Genomic DNA, 19,984 nt, shown 5'->3' on the forward strand with positions numbered 1-19,984 from the left:
AATCCGTAACGCTTCCCCTCAATCTTGTCATTTCGACGTAAGGAGAAATCTTCGTAAGTAGCTCCGCATGCTGGATCAACTTTGTAGAGTTTCTTGCGAAGATTTCTCCTTACGTCGAAATGACAAATAAAACGTGTTACAATACGGAATCATTCCTTCCTAAAACTCTCCGGCGGTCCTAAATACGACTCCAAGACTTTTCCTTCTTCAGTCTCAATTACAATTTTCTGAAGCACTAAAGCCGGATCAATCCCGTAAAACTTTAAAACGTGATTTCCTGTCTTTTCAATCGTATGCGATGATGTTATTATTTTAATATTATTTGCAACAGATTCTGCCCAACTTTTCTCTGAATCATTTGAATTAAAATTGATTATTTGAGGCTTTTCATCATCAAAACCAATTCCGTATTTCAAACCATCACGAATTGTAAAATTTATGGTTGGCGAAAAATAAGCGTGTACTTTTACATTTCTTTTACTGAAAAAATGAACGTCATATTCTAATCTTGGCGATTCTTTTGAGATTTCAATCGGCTTAATATTCGAAGGTTTAATTGTTATTCCAGAATCTGTTTTACCTAGATTTGGGATTATGGTCCATTTTACTAAATCCGAATTTATGGCTTTAGAATAATTTTTACTTTCTATTGAAATGTAACCGTTCTCCTCAACAAAACCTCGAACATGATCTAAATATCTATATTTAGTATTTGATGTTTCAACCTTTGGAGAATCTTCTGTAGAAATTCCTGTTTGAGTTTTGTTTGATACTTCAATTGTTTTTGTTTTCGGCACCACATTTTTATCCGGCTGCTGCCAATTATAATAACCAATATGTGTTTGCGACATCATGTGATTCCATTTTCCGTTAACCAATTTTGTGTGATAATAGTCCGTCAACAAGCTATCCTTCTCAAATAATTCTTTTACTTTTTCAGCATACACATTTGCAATGGCATTTCCCTGACTTGCATACAAATGATTTTTAGCCGCAGCGACATACATTTCATTTAAATTAGCACTTGCCAAAACTGGAAATAAAACCAATTGATAAAAAGCATCTTTATATTCCGGTTTCAATTTTTGGTTTATTGAATTGGCTTTTTCAACTAATTTTTGATAGTCTTCAGCAACTCGATCTGCTTCATTATAATTGGTGATGCTGTAGGTTTTTAAATCTAGCAATTCAGGTTTTCTACGGGAATTATATTTGGTATATAATTTTAGAATTTCAGCAATATCTTCGGAATTTTGATCTCCAAAATTTTCTTTTGCCCAATTCACATAATATTGATCTAAATTTCCAGCATTGAATTTTTCAGGATTCCACGCCATATCTAAGAAAAATTCTATTGGAAATTCCATTGGTTTAATGTCTCCAACATTTACGATCCAGATTTTATTAACGCCATATTGATATGCTAAATCCATTTGTTCCCAAATTCTTTCGATTTGATTCGTGTTGATCCATTTGTAATTTCGCGGTCCGCCTACGTAATCGTAATGATAGTAAATTCCGTAACCGCCTTTTCTTGGTTTTGAATCTAGTTCGGGAAGTTTGCGGATATTTCCCCAATTATCATCACACAACAAAAGCGTAATATCATCAGGAACCGTCATTCCTTTATCATAATAATCCTGAACTTCTTTGTAAAGCGCCCACATTTGAGGTGTTTCTTCGGCTGGCTTTTTCGTAATTTCTGCAATGATATTTCTTTGGGTTTTTACGATATTTTCCAGTAAACCAATTGCAGTTCCTTCAGTCATAGGTTCGTCGCCGTCGCCGCGCATCCCAACAGTTACAATGGTTTCTTTATTTCCCATTCTTTTAATACCGTCTTTCCAGAAATTAATCAAAGCATCTGAATTGGTACTAAAATCCCATTTTCCGTTTGCTTTTCCCCATTCGGCATGCGCTCTCGTTAATGGTTCATGGTGTGAAGTTCCCATTACAATTCCGTATTCATTGGCTAAAACAGCGTTCTGCGGATCTTCTACATAAAACATTCTGCCCCACATGGCCGGCCATAAATAGTTGCCTTTCATTCTGAGAATCAGTTCAAAAACTTTATCGTAGAATTTTGAATTGAATCCGCTAAATTTTTCAAATGCCCAGCCGGATAAAGCCGGAGCTTCATCGTTTATAAAAATTCCTCTGTATTTTACTTTTGGTTCTCCCTGCGAATGAATTCCAGGTAAAACATGCAGTTCCAATTGTTTTTTCACCGGAACATCTGCCCAAAAATACCAGGGCGAAACACCAATTTGATTCGATAGATCGTAGATTCCGTAAATCGTTCCTCTTTTGTCTGAGCCTGCAATTACCAACGCTTTTTTGATTCCTTTAAATGGATTTTCAATAATTTGAGTGGTGAATTTTTCCCATTTTCCACGAAGTTCGTTTGCATTAATTTTTCCTTCTTTCGCCAATTGATCGATAATTTCACTTTTTCCTAAAGTTCCAATAATAACCACAAAATCTTCTGCTTCAGAAATTTTATTGATTCTTTTTGGATGCAAATCTGAAACCTGAAAAATGTCATTTTCTAAATGTCCTGCAACTTTTAAAACGCCTGAAAAATCAGTTGCACTTACTAAAATGGAAGCCGTTTTTTCTTTTGAAACCAAAGGAAAGTTTTCGGCGGAAGCCTGATTTATTATGTATTTCTCTGGGTTTATGGCATATAATTTTGTGCTTAATCCGATTAAGGAAAGCAGTAAAAACTTATATAGCAACTTAAAATTTAAACACATAGAGACATAGTTTTTGTTTGTCTGTAAAAAGGCGTTTCACTTGTTTAAACAAACATAGCTTTCGCCAGTTTTGTCATTTCGACGTAAGGAGAAATCGCACTCGGGATTCGACAAAGATTGGAGACATTCTGTGCGGAATTTCTCGTGCGATTCCTCGTTCCTCGGAATGACAAACAGAGCGTATTATTTCAATTTATAAGCAATTCCCATTTCTAAACCTCGTAACTCAGCAAGACCTTTCAATCTACCTGTCAAAGAATATCCAGGATACGTTTCTGTCGTCTCATCAACCGAATGCAAAAAGCCATGATCGGGGCGCATTGGAAGACTTATTTTTGTTTTGTTCATTAACAATACTAATTTTTCTACGATAACTTCCATGTTGACATCACCGTTTAAATGTTCTGATTCCCTGAAAATAGTTTCGCTTTCGCGGATGGTATTTCGAAGGTGCAAAAAGTGAATTCTGTCTCCAAAATCATCTATTATTTTTTCAAGATTATTTTTCGGATCGGCGCTTAATGAACCTGTGCAATAACACAATCCGTTTGCTGTTGATGGAACGGCATTGAAAATGGCTTTTAAATCAGCTTCAGTTGAAACAATTCTCGGAAGTCCTAAAACTGAAAACGGCGGATCGTCTGGATGAATAGCTAGTTTTGATCCTATTTCTTCTGCAATCGGAGTTACTTCTGATAAAAAATAAATCAAGTTCTCTCTTAGTTTTTCGTTGTCGATATTCGCATAATTATCTAATAAAGACAAAATTTGTTCTGCTGTAAAATTGATTGTACTTCCCGGTAATCCTAACAGAACATTTTTAAATAATAATTCTTTTTCTGATTCTGAAAGTTTATTTCCAAAATGCAGTGCGTTTTGTTTTTGAACTTCAGAATAATCCTTTTTGGCGTTTGGTCTTTTTAAAAGAAAAACATCAAAATAGGTAAAAGCATCCTGATTGTACAGCAAGGCTTTACTCCCGTCTTCGTTGATAAAATTATGATTCGTACGTACCCAATCCAGAATCGGCATGAAATTATAGGTGATTATTTTGATTCCGCATTCGGCCAGATTCCGCAAACTGATTTTATAATTTTCGATGTATTGCAAATAATTTCCTGAGGCTCTTTTTATTTCTTCGTGAACTGGGAGACTTTCAACCACAGTCCATTTCAGTCCGTAATTTCGAATGATTTCTTGTCTTTCTTTTATATCAGCAATTGTCCAGACATCGCCAACGGGAATTTGATGCAAAGCGGTTACAATTCCTGTTGCTCCGGCTTGTTTAATGTCGATTAAACTTACGTTGTCGTTTGATCCGAACCATCGCATAGTTTGCTGCATTTTTATCATACTGACTATTTTTTTTGCCACGAAGGCACTAAGTCACAAAGTTTTTCTCTTCAAAGTTTTTTAAAATAAAACTTTGTGACTTAGCGGCTTTGTGGCATTTTCACAATTAAAACCCAATACTATTTCCTCCATCTACCGGTAAAACTGTTCCCGTTGTATATTTTGATTCGCTTAAAGCGAAATAATAAACGGCATCTGCAATGTCCGAAGGTTCGCCTAAAAAGCCCATTGGGGTTCTTCCCAAAACTTTATTTTTTCTTTCAGGATCATTATCCAAAGCTGTTGACGACATTTTGGTTTTAATAAACCCTGGCGCAATACAGTTTACACGAATGCCAGACGGAGCCAATTCTACCGCCATGGCACGCGTCATGGATTCGATTGCGCCTTTGCTTGATGAATACGCAATTACTTTTGGAATTCCGTATTGTGATGCCATCGAACTTATGTTGATAATACTTCCGCCTCCGTTTTCTTTCATGTTTTTTACGACTTCTCTACTTACAGCAAAAACGCTTAAAAGATTGGTGTGAATTATCGTTAAGAAATCTTCATCGGTAACATCTGTAAATTCTTTTTTCATGTTGATTCCGGCATTGTTTACCAAAATATCAATTGAACCGTTTTTTGCGATGTTTTCAATCATGGCTGGAATTCCTTTCAGGTCGTTTAAATCGAATATTACCGGAATTGCATTTTCGCTAATTTCCTTGCAGGCTTCTTCTGTTTTTTCTTTTGTTCTTCCGATAATGTAGGTTGTTATTCCGTTATCGCATAATTTCTTTGCGGTTGCAAATCCTAAACCTGAATTTCCTCCGGTTACTATTGCTGTTTTTTTACTCATAATTTTCAAAATATATTTTCGTTTTGGTACGCGGATGACACGGATTCGCTATCGCGAAAACGCTGATTTACACGGATTTTTTTGTTCTTTTTTATTGGAAAAAATCCTTTCTTTTAGTGTCTTCGCGATAGCTAATCTGTGTCATCCGCGTTACATTTACTTCATAATTTACTTACCCATTTCCCGGTGCAAATGGGAATTTTAATGATTTAAAATACTCTAAAGTTTGGGTTGGTTTTTCTACTCCGACAGGAAGTTCTTTTCCTGAAAATTGCTGAAAATATAATAAGCAGGCGTCTCGCCACCATTTTGCTTCTTTCTGCTGAATTTCGAGCAGCATTTTAACTTCATTGAAACGTTCGCTGTCAACATATTTTTCTGCTTGATTCCAAACCTTTTGCATTTCTTTGACTTGATTTACGCCTTCTTGATATTTCAATGCCAAGCCGTTCCAAAGCGTTTCTCCGTTTTTAAGTTTATAATCCCATGAAACGTGATGAAACCATAATAAATCTTTTTCCGGACAAGTTTGTATGTTATCAAAAAGTTTTTCTATTTCTGGCGCATATTGCGAAGTGGCATTTGTTCCCGACTTTGATCTGTCAAAACCAATTCCGTTTTTGTCTGCTTTGTGATAATAAGTTGGGTTCCATTCTGGTCTTGATAAATTAGAAACCCACGGTCCTGGCCCGTAATGATGTCCCGTATCCATAATATGATGCAAACCAAGTGGTGTCATATAATTTACAACGGCTTCACGCGATTCGATCATCATAGCTGCAACTGGTTTTATGAAATTTTCATCGTTTGAAAATGTACTTCTTAACCATTCGTCAGCAATTGTTTCCGAATCCAAATACGGATTCCATGCGAGTCTTCCGAAACCGTACCAATTCGCTTGTGCAAAAGGATGTCCTGTCCAGTTTAAATCGTTCCCGATATTGGCAACTCCGGCAATCCCGGTTAGTTTATTTTGATATAAAGTGCCGTCAATGACTTTGGCAACGGTTGAACCTTTTCCTTTTTGATATGTATCTGATTCTAAAACTTCCTGAAATAATTTTGGCAGAAAAACCAAATGGGTGCTAAATCCTAAATATTCTTGTGTGATTTGAAATTCCATCATTAAAGGTGTTTTTGGCATGGCGCCAAATAACGGATGAAACGGTTCTCTGGGCTGAAAATCAATCGCCCCGTTTTTTACTTGGACGATTACATTTTCCTTGAATTTTCCGTCATATGGCTGAAATTCGGCGTAAGCTTGTTTTGCCCGATCGTTTGCGTCGTATTCTGAATATACAAAGGATCTCCACATAATTATCCCACCAAACGGTGCAACGGCATCGGCAAGCATATTAGCGCCGTCAACATGATCTCTTCCGTAATTTTGAGGGCCGGGCTGACCTTCTGAATTGGCTTTCACTAAAAATCCTCCAAAATCTGGAATTCGTTTGTAAATTTCAGTTGCTTTATTTTTCCACCAATTCATCACTTCAGGATCTTTTGGATCGGCAGTTTTAAGGTTTCCTATTTCAATTGGTGCTGAAAATCTTGCAGTTAAATAGACTTTTATTCCGTAAGGTCTAAAAACATTTGCCAAGGCTTCGACCTTTTCTAAATATTGCGGCGTTAAGATTAAAGCATTTGCATTTACATTCGTCAAAACTGTTCCATTGATTCCTATTGAGGCATTTGCTCTGGCATAATCAATATAGCGCTGATCGATAAAATCTGGTAATTTCTGCCAGTTCCATAAAGAGAAACCTGCATAACCGCGTTCAACAGTTCGATCGAGATTATCCCAGTGATTTAGGATTCTGATATTTGTTTTTGGTGAATCGGTAATATTTAAGTTTTGAATTGATTTATTGGTCTGCATCAATCTTAAAAAATTAAAAACTCCGTATAAAACTGCTACATCATTTTTTCCTGAAATGATAAGCTGTTTTTTATTTTTAAAACGAATTGATTTAATGATAAAACCTTCGTCGTTTATTTTGTCGAAATCTTCTTTTAAGATTTTTTGTAAATCCGGATTTAAAGAAATTTGAGAACCAATAATGAGATTGTTTACTCCTTTTATTTCTGATTTAATTTCCGGTTTATTTCCCAGCATACTGGAGATTCCGTTTTCTAATTCTTTTACGGAAACCTGATCAGTTTCGGAATTTCCTAAAGAAACAATTCCCTGAATATTGGTTTTATATTCTAAAGCAATTTTTGAATTAGTTATTCTGTCATATTGAAGCCATAGTTTATAATCCTTTTGCGCAAAAGCAGAAAAGGAAATCGAAAGAAACAGAAAAACAAATCTTACTGAAGTCATTTACTAATTAGTTTATTCTTAAAAACTTTCATCTTTACAACATCAACGTTTTGCATTTGAATATTACTATTTGATAAAAATTTAATTTAAAAAATGTATTATTCTAAACAAAACAACAATTGCAATCGGTTGCGTAAAAATATAGGATTGTTGTTTAAGAAAAAAATTTTGACTGTCTTTTTTTCGAAAAATATATTTCTGTAACAAATAAAAGCAGGATAATTATAAAAACTATCCTGCTTTAGAGGGTTTGAATTCAGTGTTTAAATCCTAAATTTTATATTTTATTTTTGAGAAGATTCTCTTGCCAGTACTTCGGTATTTAAGAAGGTAATTTCTTTTGCATCATCATTTTTAGATGATTTCAAATTTTTGATAATAATTTCGGCCGCTGCTTTTCCCATTTTTTCGGCAGGATGCGTAATTGTCGACAAATTAGGATCTATAATTTGCGAAATTGGATCGTTATTAAAACCAATTACTTTAAATTCTTCTGGTACTTTTATGCCTCTTTTTTTAGCGGTCTGCACAGCACTTACAGCTAAAATATCTCCGGGAGCAAATAGTCCGTCGGGCATTGGTTTTAAATCAAATAAGGCGTTGCTGGCTTTTACTCCGTCTTCGTAGGTTACTGAATTTAAATTAATTATCAATTCTTCTTCTACAGTAATATTATGATCTTTTAAGGCTTCTATATAACCTCTTTTTCTTTCGTTATAAAGGTTTCCTAATTCTGAACCGGCTGTTAAATGTGCAATTCTGATACAGCCTTGTTCAATAAGATGTTTTGTGGCTTTGTAACCTGCTGTATAATTATCGATAACAACTCTAAAAGTATTGTAATCTTTAGGAACCCTGTCTACAAATACTAATGGAATATTATTGTTTGAAAACTGATGAAAGTGTGCCGTATCTCTGGTTTCCATTGCAAGTGAACAAATCACACCGCTTACACGATTGCTGTACAAGGATTTGGCCATGTTTACTTCTTCTTCGTAAGAGTCATGCGACTGCATAATAATTACGGTATAATCCGATTTTTGGGCTGTGATTTCGATTCCGCTGATTAATGATGATAAAAACGGCTGTGTAACGGTTGGAATTAAAACACCAATGGTTCTGGTTTTATTTCCGCGTAAACCTGCCGCTAAAGTGTTGGGAACAAATCCCATTTCTTCTGCAGTTTTTTTCACTTTCTTTATCGTTTTGTCACTTATGGTGTGGTGGTCTTTTAAAGCGCGTGAAATAGTTGATGTTGCCAGGTTTAAACGCTCGGCAATATCGTAAATCGTTACATGTTTATTCTCTTCCATGAAATAAAAAATAGAAATGTAAATATAAACTATTTTCGTTCAAGATGTTCTTAACTATAAATTGGTGTTAAATAAAAAATTCCCAATTAAACCAGCCTGTGATTTAATCGGGAATATAAACCAATAAAAGATCTTTATTTGTCTTTTTCGTCTTTTAGAATTTTACCGTCTTTGGTAAATTCCAAATCGATTTTGTTTGTTAAATCAACATCCAAATCTTTGTGCCCATAGTCGATGTGCGTTATTTTTTCGTTCGGATGATTTTTGGCAACATACGCTTTGACGTTATCCGGAATAAAAGCTATTGGAATTGGTTTGCCTTCTCCATCAACTTCACGATACGATCCGTCTTTCCAGAATTCTACTTCTGTTCCGTCTTTCAATATTACTTCAAAACCTTTTTCTCCGTGTTCTGCGTCTTTTTTGGCAGTTACCACTGTGGTGTGGCTAAAATGTTTCTTTAAAAATTCCTGCGCTGGTTTTGGAAGTTCTGTCACTTCGATTTTCTTCTGCGCACTGGCCGAGATTGTTAGCGTTAACAATGCTATGGCTAAAAATATTCTATTTTTCATAATCGTTTATTTAAGTATAGTATTACTAATTTACTGCAAGAAAATCTGGCTTCAAATCTATTTAAGAAATTTTTAGTTTTTTTATACTTATCAATTAACTGATTTACAAGCGTTTTTAATTTTGCTTTTTTAAAACAATTATATCACAACTTTGATTAAAAAATCTATTTTAAGAAACTGGTATTTAATTGTTTTGTGCTATTTTTACCTCTCTGTCAAAAATTGAACAGATTTCATAAACCCCAAGTTTACAAGGCTTTAAAAAATACTCTGATTCTGTTTTAGAGGACAAACCAAAAACGTATGGCAATCTGGTCTAAAAGACTTTTTTTATTGATTTTTCTCTTTTTATCGTTCAGTCTGCAGGCGCAGATTGAAAATAAAAAGAAAACTTTTGTTTCCAGAAATCCTGTAGAGATTAAAGAGGATAAAAATACGCTGGCACTTTATGATTTATACAATAAAGGCGAAGAAAAAAAGGCGTATAAAAAAGCGCATTCGATATTAAAATCCGGTGCGGCGGGAAATCGCTCCATAGCCAGAACCAATTTACTTCTTGCTTATTATTTTAATAAAAGGGCTATTATTGATTCTTCTATTTATTACACGAATCAAGCTTTAAAATTCAATACTGTCGTAAACGATTCTTTAAAAAACCGACTTTTTTCTCTTGGTTATAATTTACTGGCAATTAATTATAAAAAAAGAGGTTTGCTGAATGAAAGTAAAAAATGGCATTTAAAGGGTATTGAGGCTTCTCAGAAATACAATGAAAAAAATCTTTTTTATACGCATACGCATGGTTTAGCGCAAACGTACAGCGAATTGGGCGATTATATCAATGCATTAAAATTGTTTAAACAATGCCTTGAATATAAAGATGATAATGAGATTATTCTGGGAAGTTATATTAATATTGGTGATATTTATTCGAAACTGAAGGATTATGAAAATGCGGGTATTTTTTATAAGAAGGGAAAGGTTCTTTGCGAAAAAACCAATAATAATCAGGGACGTGTTATTATTTTATTAGGTCTTGGCGAGAATTATCAACTACAAAATAAGCCTCAGGAAGCCTTAAAAATGTTTCAGGAAGGGCTCTTAATTGCTGATAAAAGTGAGCAGAACCAGTTGTCAATTGTATGCCGAAGCAGTATTGGCGATGCTTATATTTCACTTAAAAAATATAATGATGCAAAATTGATGTTTTCTGAAGCGCTTCAGAAATCGGTTCATTTTGGACTGCTTCAAAATCAAAGTTATATTTATGATGAATTGCGAAAAATTGCGATTCAGCAGGATGATTATAAAAGTGCTTATTCGTTTTTTGAAAAATCAACTCATATTAAGGATTCTATTAATAAACTTCAGAAAATAAAGGAAATTAATGAATTGGAAATCAAATACAAAACAGCTCAAAAACAAAAGGAAATTGAGGTTTTGAAATTTGAAAATGAGACTAAAAAACTAACATTGGCAAATCAGGAAGAGGCGATAAAAAATATGCTGCTTCAGGAGGAAATTTCCAATAAAAATAATGAAAACACGATTTTGTCTTTTCAGAATTTATCAAATAAAAAACGAAACGAAATTTCGCTTTTAAAGAAGGATCAGCAATTAAAGGCTTTAGAAATCAATCAGCAGAAAAAAACAAAATTGTTTACTATAATTGCTTTTCTGATTTTATTACTACCTATTATTGGACTTTTATTTCAGTATTATAAACGTTTTAAGGTTCAGCATTTATTGAATATTAAACAGGCCGAAATTAGTTCCCAAAAAATTGACGGAATTCTGAAAGATCAGGAATTAGAATTGATTAAGGCTTCGATAAGCGGACAGGATAAGGAAAGACAGCGTATTTCGCAGGAATTACATGATAGTATCGGCGGTAATCTGGCGGCGATAAAACTGCAGGTGAATCATTTAGATGTTTCTAATTTTTCGAATGTTCAGAAAATCAGCCTGCAATTGGATGAAACGTATCAGCAGGTTCGGAGTTTGTCGCATACTTTGCTTCCGAAGAAATTCAGCCAAAATAAATTTTTGGAAGTTTTAGAATCTTATTTCAAAAATATCAGCGAGGCAAGCAAGATTAAAATTTCATTTATTCCGTATCCGAAAAAAGAGATTAATGATTTGGATGAAGATATTCAAATTGAAACGTTTAAAATTATTCAGGAACTTTTAACGAATACGATTAAACATGCAAAGGCTTCTGAAGTGGAAATTCAGCTGAATTATATTGAGAATATTCTAAATCTTTTATTTGAGGATAATGGTGTTGGTTTTGATACGGAAAAAAGTTCAAAAGGAATTGGCTTTATTAATTTAGAAACGCGAATTGATACCTTAAAGGGTTCGTTTGTAATTGATTCTAAATTGAAAAGAGGTACAATTGTTAATATTGAAATTCCGGTTTTAGAACCAAGATCAAAAAATAAAATTAAGGGAATTGATTTTAAAAATAAGCTTGACGAATTACAAAGTAACTAATATATTAGTTTGATGAATAAAATAAATTTACTTATTGCCGATGATCATACGATGTTCCTTCAGGGAATTATGTCTTTATTGGAAAACGAACCGAATATTAGCGTTATAGATACAGCGATAAACGGTATTGATGCATTGGAAATAATTAAAAAGGGTAATGTTGATTTTATTATCCTGGATATCAGTATGCCGGAAATGGATGGTATTGAATTGAGTAAGATTTTGAAAAAAGAATATCCAGATGTAAAAATTTTAATTGTAAGCACGCACAGTAATGTGATGATGATTTCGAGGTTAATTAGAATTGGTGTAAATGGTTATTTACTTAAGAATGCTGAGAAGTCTGAACTTTTGAAAGCGATTAATACGATTGCTTCGGGAGAAAATTATTTTGCCGAAGAGCTGGAAGAAAAACATCTTTCGAACAGTTCTAAAATTGAAAAACAGGTTTCGAATTTAACAGAACTGAGTTCGCGTGAGAAGGAAATTTTGATTTTGATCGCACATGAATATAATACGGCTGAAATTGCCGAAAAAACGTTTATCAGCTTAAATACTGTTAATACACACCGCCGTAATTTATTATCAAAACTGAATGCTAAAAATACGGCGGGATTGGTAAAATATGCGGTTGAAAATGGCTTGGTTGATTGATTTATTCGAATCCTTTGCCCATTCGGTAATTTAAAACGAGCCCGAAAGTGTCTGGAATTACTACATTATCAAAGGATTTGTTATAGGTACAGATTACTCTGAAATGATCTGAAACATGAAATCCTGCCAGAACATTTATTGTGTTTGAAGTTCTATAACCGCCTCCAAATTCAAGTTTTTTTTTGTAGTTTGCTAATAAATTAAAATCGGCCTGAAAGGGTGACCCTTCCATATATTTTACTAAAACACTTGGGTTTAAAAGTAAATCTTCGCGGTTGCTTGTAAAAAATCGGTAGCCTAAATAACTGTAATATACATTTTTTAAATTGGTATTATTTTTTGAATTGAAGGCTTCATTTAACAAGTTTGGTGCTGATAATCCTAAGTAAAATTTATTATAATTATATAAAAAACCTACGCCAACTGTTGGTGTAAAAGTGTGAATGTTTTCTTGAAATTCCGGATCAAATTCTAATCCTAATTCGGTTAAATTCTCATTATAAAGCATTGCTCCGGCTGTGACTCCAAATGAAATCATCTTTGAATTAGCTGATCTTGGCTGTCCGGCTTTATAATCTGAACCGTAATAAATTTTATAGGAATAGGAAGTAAAAAAACTGGTTGTATTTGTAACTCCAATCTCATCATGTGATATTCCGGCTGCTAATCCTAATCTGTCTGACCATGCTGATTTGTTTACCGAAAGATCAACGTTTTTTGGACTTCCATCAAAAGAGTTGAAATATCCGTTTGTTGTCATTGCAATATCTATATCTGAATAATATCCCGCATGTGCGGGATTTATTAAAATGGTATTATAATTATAACTTGAAAAAACTGGTGTTTGCTGGGCGTAGGCCTTTTCTAAAAAAATGATTATGATGAGTAAGGCTGCAATACTATTTATTATACTTTTCATGAATTAGCGTTTTAAAACAAGATATCCCTTGAGTTTTTTAAAGTGATGTGGTTGGTTGACACGGATTTCGAAGAAATAAGTTCCTTCTGGTAATTGATTGGCACCCAGATTTCGGCTTTTGTTTGCGATTCCGGTAAATACATTTAATGCATTATCATAGTTTTCAGTTTGAAAAACTAAATCGCCCCAACGGTTGTAAATCAAAACCTGATTATTTGGATAATCTGTAATGTCATCGATTTGCCAAAAATCATTTATTCCGTCGCCGTTTGGAGAAAAACCATATTTTGTTTCGTCTTTATCTTCTGGAACAACTGTTATTGTTACAGAATCTTCGGCTTCACAATTGTATTCATTTTTAAAAACTACTTTATACGTTGTGGTTGTTAAAGGTGTTGCAATTGGGTTTGCAATTGCATTATTGCTTAATCCATCTGAAGGCGTCCATAAAAAAGTTCCATTTTCTGAAGTTACTGCTTCAAGGTTTACAGATTGTCCTTCTGTAATTTGCTGATCATTTCCTGCCTCAACTACAATTGGATTTGTAAATAGTTGAAAATAACAATCTTTTGAATTATTACTTTGATCTGAAACTGTTATTTTAACTGTCATTCCTGCTAAATAGTCACTTCCTGCTGCTGGATTTTGAACAATCGAAGGATTTGGATCCATGTTATCTGTTGCAGAAATCATTTTTCTATAATCTGGAATTACGGTTCTATTACATTCCACCATTTGATCTGTAAGACAGGTAAAAACAGGCACTTCATTATCTAATACAATATGTATCACAAAGGAACAACTGGTCTCATTACCACTATTATCCATAGTATTCATTACTACATCCATTCCGTCAGAAATTGCAGAACCTGGGCCTGGGGTTTGTGTTACGGTTAAGTTTGAATCGCAATTATCTGAAACTGTAATCATCGAACGATAATCTGGAAGCGACGTACCCACAAGCAAATTCTGATCTCCAATACAGGTTATTACTGGCGGGGTAGTATCTGCAGAGAGGCTGACAATAAAACTGCATTCTGAATATTGATTTGATGCATCTGTAGCGGTTACGGTAACGGTCATTCCGTCTGTAAAATCACTTCCTGCAGCTGGATCCTGAGTAATTACCGGCGATGGATCACATTCGTCTGTTGCTTTAACTAAAAGTGTATAGTCTGGAATTTTTGATCCGCAGGCTAAAGTCTGATTTCCGATACAGTTATAGATTAATGGCGGCGTAAAATCTTGTTCTGCCGAATGTACAACGAAGGTGCATTCGTCATAATTTCCAGATTCATCTGTGTATTTTATGTGTATTGAAATCCCATCATAGAAACGAGTTCCGACTGGCGGTGTCATTTCTGCAGTAATATTATCACTACAATTATCCTGCAGATTCATTATAGGACTAAATGCGTAATTGGGGATAAATTCTCCACAATATAGCGTTACATTTGATGGGATGGTAAATGTTGGGGGTTTGGTATCTGCACCAGTTGCACTAATAATTATACTGCAATTAGTGTAGTGTCCAGCATCATCTTGAGCGGTAAAAACAACTTCCATTCCGTCATAAAAAGCAGTTCCTGCCGGCGGATTTTGCGTAAGCGTTACATTTGTATCGAGGTCATCTGTTACAGTTAGTAATGGAAGATAGTTAGGAACTTTTTCGCCACAAGCTAATTTCTGATTTCCCAGACAGGTTAAAACAGGTGCTTCATGGTCGATACCATCTGAAACAGTAAAAGTACAAGTTTGAAAATGACTGCTGGCATCGGTTACGGTTAAGGTTACGGTTTGTTTTCCTCCTGTAAAAATGGTTCCCGGAGCCGGATTTTGCTCGATTACAGGATATTCATCACAATCATCTGTAACTGTTATATTGTTTGTGTAATTTGGAATTTCGTCTCCTTCGGCAATAATTTCGTTGTCTGGACAGTTCGCTATTACTGGTTTTTCGGTATCAGTTATATTTTTTCTTCCGTAAATAACATATACTCTTCCCGGATCCTCATTTATTTTTACAGAACCTGAAGAATTATACATAATACTGCTTCCAATAATATCATCAAAACCATCATTATTAATGTCTCCGGTAAAATTAAATGATGTGTCATATCCTTTAGAAAATGTTAGTCTTAAACCGTCTTTAGCGGTAAAATTGAACATATTAATAGAACTTTTCCAGATCTCTCTACCGTAAATAATTACAGCACCTGAATTATTTACCGCAAAAAGGTAATCATCTATTCCATCTTTATTAAAATCACCAATGCTACCAGATTTACCTATTGAAGCGAATGAATTTTCTAATTTAAAACCGTTTGTACCGTCAAGATTGTTTAAATCTACTGAAGCCGGAAGACTGGCAGAACCAAAAAGGACAAAATCTTTATTGAATGCAATATCATTAAAGCCGTCATGATTAAGATCGCCTACTTTATTTATTCCTGTGTATTTTAAAGATGATGTTGAATGCTGTACAATAAAACCATTGCTTCCATTTAGGGTTGTTACATTAAATTCACTTGGAAAACCAGAGCTTCCGTAAATAATATATCTTTTCTCTCCATCATAAGTAGCCACAGCAATATCAGGAATGCCATCTCCATTAACATCTCCTAATCCTGTTAAAGAATTAGCAATTTTATCAACAGCAGGATCACCGGAAATTGAAAAACCATTGCTGCCATTTAACTCTGTCGATAATAGTAAGGCTGGAAAAGGACCGCTTTTACCATAAATTATATGTCCTTTTTTTAATTGTCCGCTTCCAAAAACAGCGATATCATCAAAACCGTCATTATTAAAATCGCCAATAGGATCAATCCCTGCACCTATCGTTTCATAATATTCTGTCCCAGAAAATACAAATCCGTTACTTCCGTTTAAACTTGATAAAAAGAATTGAGCGGCAAGACCTCCTGTTTTCCCAAAGATTACATAAACTGCACCTGCATCGTAATTAATATTTTGTTTGTGTGGTGCACTCAACATTATATCGTCTATTCCATCACCATTTATATCGCCTGCAGAAGCTACTACAGTCCCTGTTTTGTTATACCCGGTTAAATCTACATCATCACGAATAATAAACCCGTTCGTTCCATTTAAATCTTTTAAATGAACTGTAGGCGGAAATCCGGTGGTTTTACCATATACTATATATACACTTCCCTTTATTATTTCCTGTATATTTTTAAAAGCTCCTGAAGAACTTCTTATATCTCCTACTGAGCTTAATATAAAATCTTGAATACCGTCATTGTTTATATCTCCTGCCTTATTTACACTAAATCCCGTTTGTATAAAACCTGTTTCTCCGTATACCACAAAACCATTTGTTCCATTTAATTCTTCCAACGAAAAATTTACTGTCTTACATGTTGGCGCTGAAGGAGGTGTTTTCAATTTTACTAAAAAACTACATGAATTTGTGTTTCCGGATAAATCAGTAACAGTAATCTTTACATTGGTATCTCCTTTGAATAAAGTCCCCTGAGGTGGGCTTTGAGTTATTACCAAATCATAATTACTGGTATACAGACAATTATCTGTTACATTAGGCAATAACGTAATATAATTAGGTAATGTTGAATTCACATAAAGTTCCTGATTGACAGGACATTCAATGATTGGCTTAACATTATCTATACGGTCTAAAGTTTCGCCGTAAAAAATATATGCGCTCCCTTTATCCCAATAATAATCTTCTTTTCTGGTAGATCCTAATATAAAATCATTTGTCCCATCATTATTAAAATCTCCGATTCCTGCTGCGTCACGTGCAAAAGTCTTATTAGAATAACCAACGAAATCATCAAAAATCTGGTATCCAACCGTATTTAAAATTTTATTTTCTTTTACAATTCCCGTAGCGGTATTTCCACCAAAAACAATATATAAGGCACCACTGTTTGAGATTCCTTCTTTAGAAGAAATTGCAATATCATCCTTTCCATCGTGATTAATATCTTTTACTCCAGCTACTGAAAATCCAAACTGATCATTGTATTTATTTCCTTGAAAAACTACACCTGTTGCTGGTGTTATACTTGTTATAGAAAATGAAGCCGGAAATGTATTCCTTCCAAAAACAACATAAGCTCCACCGACACCGCTAACTCCGTCAAGGTCTTTAAATGGAGCTCCTACTATAATATCATCAATACCATCATTATTAAAATCACCTGCTGATGCAACTGATTTTCCCATTCGGTTTTCCTTTATAGAATTGGTTATAATTGTTCCCTCTGATGCATTCAAAATATCCAAATCTATTATTGCAGGAAAACTTAAATTTTTACCAAATATCAAAACAACTCTTCCTGAATAAGGATTTGCTGAATCTTGAAAAGACGGAAATCCTAAAACTAAATCATCGATTCCATCATTATTTATATCTCCAGCATTGCGGCCAATACTGTCTCCATACCAAACTGCATATCCTGATATTTTAAAACCATTTGTACCATTTAATGATGAAGTGACTAAATCCGTAATACCTGCAGCTCCAAAAACAATATAATTATTAGTTCTTGCAGCGTAAAATTCAGTAATGATAACATCAGATATTCCATCGTGATTCACATCGCCAGCATAACTTACATCTATTATATATGTATTTGCCTCTCCATTACAGGTAATAGAAATTCCTTTTGTATTATCAATATCAGTTCTGTTGTAAAGTGGCTGAAACGTATTAGCTCCAAAAAATACTTGTGCGGTTGCCATCCCTTCCTCAGTATAATTTCCAATAATAATATCATCAATTCCATCATTATTAAAGTCACCAGCCGGGCTTAGCATAGTTCCTAATTTTTCGCCAGCGGCAACACCCCTAATTACAAAGCCATTAGTTCCGTTTAAGGCAGCAACATCAAAAGTTTTAAATGAAAATCCGGATCCGCCAAAAATGACATAAATTTCACCTACATCTTTCATTCCTCCAAAATCAATTCCCGGCGCTCCAATCATAATATCCGGTATACCATCATGATTAATATCTCCTGCACTTTTTGTCGTGTATCCCAGATCATCTTCATTAGCTTTACCTTCCAGTAAAAACCCATTCGATCCGTTTAAAACAGAAACCGGTACTTGCGCACAACCTTTCTGAGCGTTTAAAATCCATATTCCAGCGAAAAAAAATAGGAATAAGAAAATTTGAAACTTTGGTGTTATTTTTAAAATAGTTCTATTACTTTTCATTCTGCAGCTATATATTTTAACTTTTTCACAAGTTGCAAAACTATAACTCAACTAAATTTCACACATCACTATAAATAGTGATTTTGAGAATTTAGGTTAACTATATACAGATCAAAATTCGTTTAAGAATAATTTGTAATTTAGTCTAAATCCTTAAAATTTAAATATATGCGCTATACCGCAATCATTTCAATGATTATACTTTTAACATCTTGTAAAAATGAACCCAAATCAGATGTACTTTCAAGTTATTTTACTTACGATCAAAACAATGTAGAATCAGCCGGTGTAAAAATGATTCCTATAAAAACACCTGTAGGTGAATTCAAAGTTTGGACAAAACGTTTTGGAAATAACCCTAAAATAAAAATCTTGCTGCTTCATGGAGGCCCCGCAATGACACATGAATACATGGAATGTTTTGAAACATTTTTTCAACGTGAGGGATTTGAATTTTATGAATACGATCAATTAGGATCTTATTATAGTGATCAGCCTAAAGACAGCAGCCTATGGACAACTGACAGATTTGTAGATGAAGTCGAACAAGTTAGAAAAGCAATTAATGCAGATAAAGATAATTTTTATGTATTAGGAAATTCTTGGGGAGGAATCCTTGCTATGGAATATGCTTTAAAATATCAGCAAAATATGAAAGGATTATTAGTTTCAAATATGATGGCAAGTGCTCCAGAGTATGGAAAATATGCTGATGAAGTTTTAGCAAAACAAATGAAACCCGAAATTTTAGCAGAAATAAGAGCTTTAGAAGCTAAAAAAGATTTTAGTAATCCGAGATACATGGAATTATTGCTTCCAAATTTCTATAAAGAACATTTATGTCGGTTAAAAGAATGGCCAGACGGATTAAATCGCACCAGTAAACATGTAAATGGAGAAATTTATACTATGATGCAAGGGCCAAGTGAATTTGGTATTAGCGGAAGATTAGCCAAATGGGATATTAAAAATCGTTTACAAGAAATTACAATTCCAACACTTATGATTGGTGCCAAATATGACACAATGGATCCAAAAGCAATGGAAGAACAAAGTAAATTAGTAAAAAAAGGACGTTATTTATATTGTCCTAACGGAAGTCATTTAGCAATGTGGGATGATCAAAAAGTCTTTATGAATGGTGTAATTCAATTTATTAATGACGTTGACAATAAAAAAATATAATATGCCCACAAAATACAATATACTGATTTACAAAACCTAAGCATCAATAAAATAATTATAAATTTTTCTTAGCTCATGATGTTTTTGTTTTTAGAATAAAAAAAATATTTTTCTACGACATTACTACATAATATCAATTTCGAATACTTCGACTTTAAGCTACAAAATATTGCCTGCGGTTTCAACCGCAGGAAGTCTTATATGACTTGATACATATCCAGCTAATATTAGTTTCTTAACCCAAAAATATTTTAATTCCCAAAAAGTATTGTAAAGCAAAAAACCCTATCCGATATGGATAGGGTTTTCAAAAGAAAGGCGACGACATACTCTCCCACAATACTGCAGTACCATC

Annotated in this window: 11 protein-coding genes; 3 read left to right on the forward strand and 8 right to left on the reverse strand. The window is 33.9% G+C overall.

Features of this window, described 5'->3' with window-relative positions; genetic code table 11:
* Nucleotides 1-149 precede the first annotated feature (149 nt).
* The 6 genes from ACODSB_RS20130 to ACODSB_RS20155 all read right to left on the reverse strand — a co-directional run bounded on the left by ACODSB_RS20130 (nt 150) and on the right by ACODSB_RS20155 (nt 9,164).
* Nucleotides 150-2,756: a glycosyl hydrolase 115 family protein gene (locus ACODSB_RS20130; protein WP_488938334.1), complete on the reverse strand. Its 2,607-nt coding sequence runs from the start codon at nt 2,754-2,756 to the stop codon at nt 150-152.
* A 183-nt stretch (nt 2,757-2,939) separates the two neighbouring features.
* Entirely contained in the window at nt 2,940-4,100 is a 1,161-nt protein-coding gene (gene uxuA, locus ACODSB_RS20135; RefSeq protein WP_488938343.1) for a mannonate dehydratase, read from the reverse strand.
* Nucleotides 4,101-4,215: 115 nt separating this feature from the next.
* On the reverse strand, nt 4,216-4,953 hold the full coding sequence (locus ACODSB_RS20140) for an SDR family NAD(P)-dependent oxidoreductase (RefSeq protein ID WP_488938335.1): 738 nt from the start codon (nt 4,951-4,953) through the stop codon (nt 4,216-4,218).
* 172 nt (nt 4,954-5,125) lie between these two features.
* Nucleotides 5,126-7,279 carry an alpha-glucuronidase family glycosyl hydrolase gene (locus ACODSB_RS20145; RefSeq protein ID WP_488938336.1) on the reverse strand — a complete coding sequence of 718 codons (2,154 nt, stop codon included), beginning with the start codon at nt 7,277-7,279 and terminating at the stop codon, nt 5,126-5,128.
* A gap of 284 nt (nt 7,280-7,563) precedes the next feature.
* Nucleotides 7,564-8,592 carry a LacI family DNA-binding transcriptional regulator gene (locus ACODSB_RS20150; RefSeq protein ID WP_180856796.1) on the reverse strand — a complete coding sequence of 343 codons (1,029 nt, stop codon included), beginning with the start codon at nt 8,590-8,592 and terminating at the stop codon, nt 7,564-7,566.
* 134 nt (nt 8,593-8,726) lie between these two features.
* Nucleotides 8,727-9,164, reverse strand: a complete 438-nt coding sequence (locus ACODSB_RS20155) for a PepSY-like domain-containing protein (RefSeq protein WP_488938337.1) — start codon at nt 9,162-9,164, stop codon at nt 8,727-8,729.
* 303 nt (nt 9,165-9,467) lie between these two features.
* Here ACODSB_RS20155 and ACODSB_RS20160 point away from each other — a divergent pair, with 303 nt between their 5' ends.
* Both ACODSB_RS20160 and ACODSB_RS20165 read left to right on the forward strand, forming a co-directional pair.
* Nucleotides 9,468-11,660: a tetratricopeptide repeat-containing sensor histidine kinase gene (locus tag ACODSB_RS20160; RefSeq protein WP_488938338.1), complete on the forward strand. Its 2,193-nt coding sequence runs from the start codon at nt 9,468-9,470 to the stop codon at nt 11,658-11,660.
* Nucleotides 11,661-11,672: 12 nt separating this feature from the next.
* Nucleotides 11,673-12,314, forward strand: a complete 642-nt coding sequence (locus tag ACODSB_RS20165) for a response regulator (protein WP_488938339.1) — start codon at nt 11,673-11,675, stop codon at nt 12,312-12,314.
* Between the two features lies 1 nt (nt 12,315).
* On the opposite strand, the gene ACODSB_RS20170 is transcribed toward ACODSB_RS20165, so the two are convergent.
* The gene (locus ACODSB_RS20170) at nt 12,316-13,233 is read right to left on the reverse strand and encodes a PorP/SprF family type IX secretion system membrane protein (RefSeq protein WP_488938340.1); all 918 of its coding nucleotides are present in this window, start codon (nt 13,231-13,233) and stop codon (nt 12,316-12,318) included.
* A 3-nt stretch (nt 13,234-13,236) separates the two neighbouring features.
* Complete coding sequence (locus ACODSB_RS20175; protein ID WP_488938341.1) at nt 13,237-18,444, reverse strand: HYR domain-containing protein; 5,208 nt, start codon at nt 18,442-18,444, stop codon at nt 13,237-13,239.
* 168 nt (nt 18,445-18,612) lie between these two features.
* Here ACODSB_RS20175 and ACODSB_RS20180 point away from each other — a divergent pair, with 168 nt between their 5' ends.
* A complete protein-coding gene (locus ACODSB_RS20180; protein ID WP_488938342.1) occupies nt 18,613-19,629 on the forward strand; it encodes a proline-specific peptidase family protein in 1,017 nt (338 codons plus the stop codon).
* Nucleotides 19,630-19,984 lie beyond the last annotated feature (355 nt).

It is taken from the genome of Flavobacterium sp. FG68, assembly GCF_057808895.1.

Excerpts from the sequence above, each read along its gene's own strand:
- ACODSB_RS20140 (WP_488938335.1), bottom strand. The coding sequence starts at position 4,953 with ATGAGTAAAAAAACAGCAATAGTAACCGGAGGAAATTCAGGTTTAGGA.
- uxuA (WP_488938343.1), bottom strand. The coding sequence starts at position 4,100 with ATGCAGCAAACTATGCGATGGTTCGGATCAAACGACAACGTAAGTTTA.
- ACODSB_RS20130 (WP_488938334.1), bottom strand. The coding sequence starts at position 2,756 with ATGTGTTTAAATTTTAAGTTGCTATATAAGTTTTTACTGCTTTCCTTA.
- ACODSB_RS20150 (WP_180856796.1), bottom strand. The coding sequence starts at position 8,592 with ATGGAAGAGAATAAACATGTAACGATTTACGATATTGCCGAGCGTTTA.
- ACODSB_RS20165 (WP_488938339.1), top strand. The coding sequence starts at position 11,673 with ATGAATAAAATAAATTTACTTATTGCCGATGATCATACGATGTTCCTT.
- ACODSB_RS20160 (WP_488938338.1), top strand. The coding sequence starts at position 9,468 with ATGGCAATCTGGTCTAAAAGACTTTTTTTATTGATTTTTCTCTTTTTA.
- ACODSB_RS20180 (WP_488938342.1), top strand. The coding sequence starts at position 18,613 with ATGCGCTATACCGCAATCATTTCAATGATTATACTTTTAACATCTTGT.
- ACODSB_RS20145 (WP_488938336.1), bottom strand. The coding sequence starts at position 7,279 with ATGACTTCAGTAAGATTTGTTTTTCTGTTTCTTTCGATTTCCTTTTCT.
- ACODSB_RS20170 (WP_488938340.1), bottom strand. The coding sequence starts at position 13,233 with ATGAAAAGTATAATAAATAGTATTGCAGCCTTACTCATCATAATCATT.
- ACODSB_RS20175 (WP_488938341.1), bottom strand. The coding sequence starts at position 18,444 with ATGAAAAGTAATAGAACTATTTTAAAAATAACACCAAAGTTTCAAATT.
- ACODSB_RS20155 (WP_488938337.1), bottom strand. The coding sequence starts at position 9,164 with ATGAAAAATAGAATATTTTTAGCCATAGCATTGTTAACGCTAACAATC.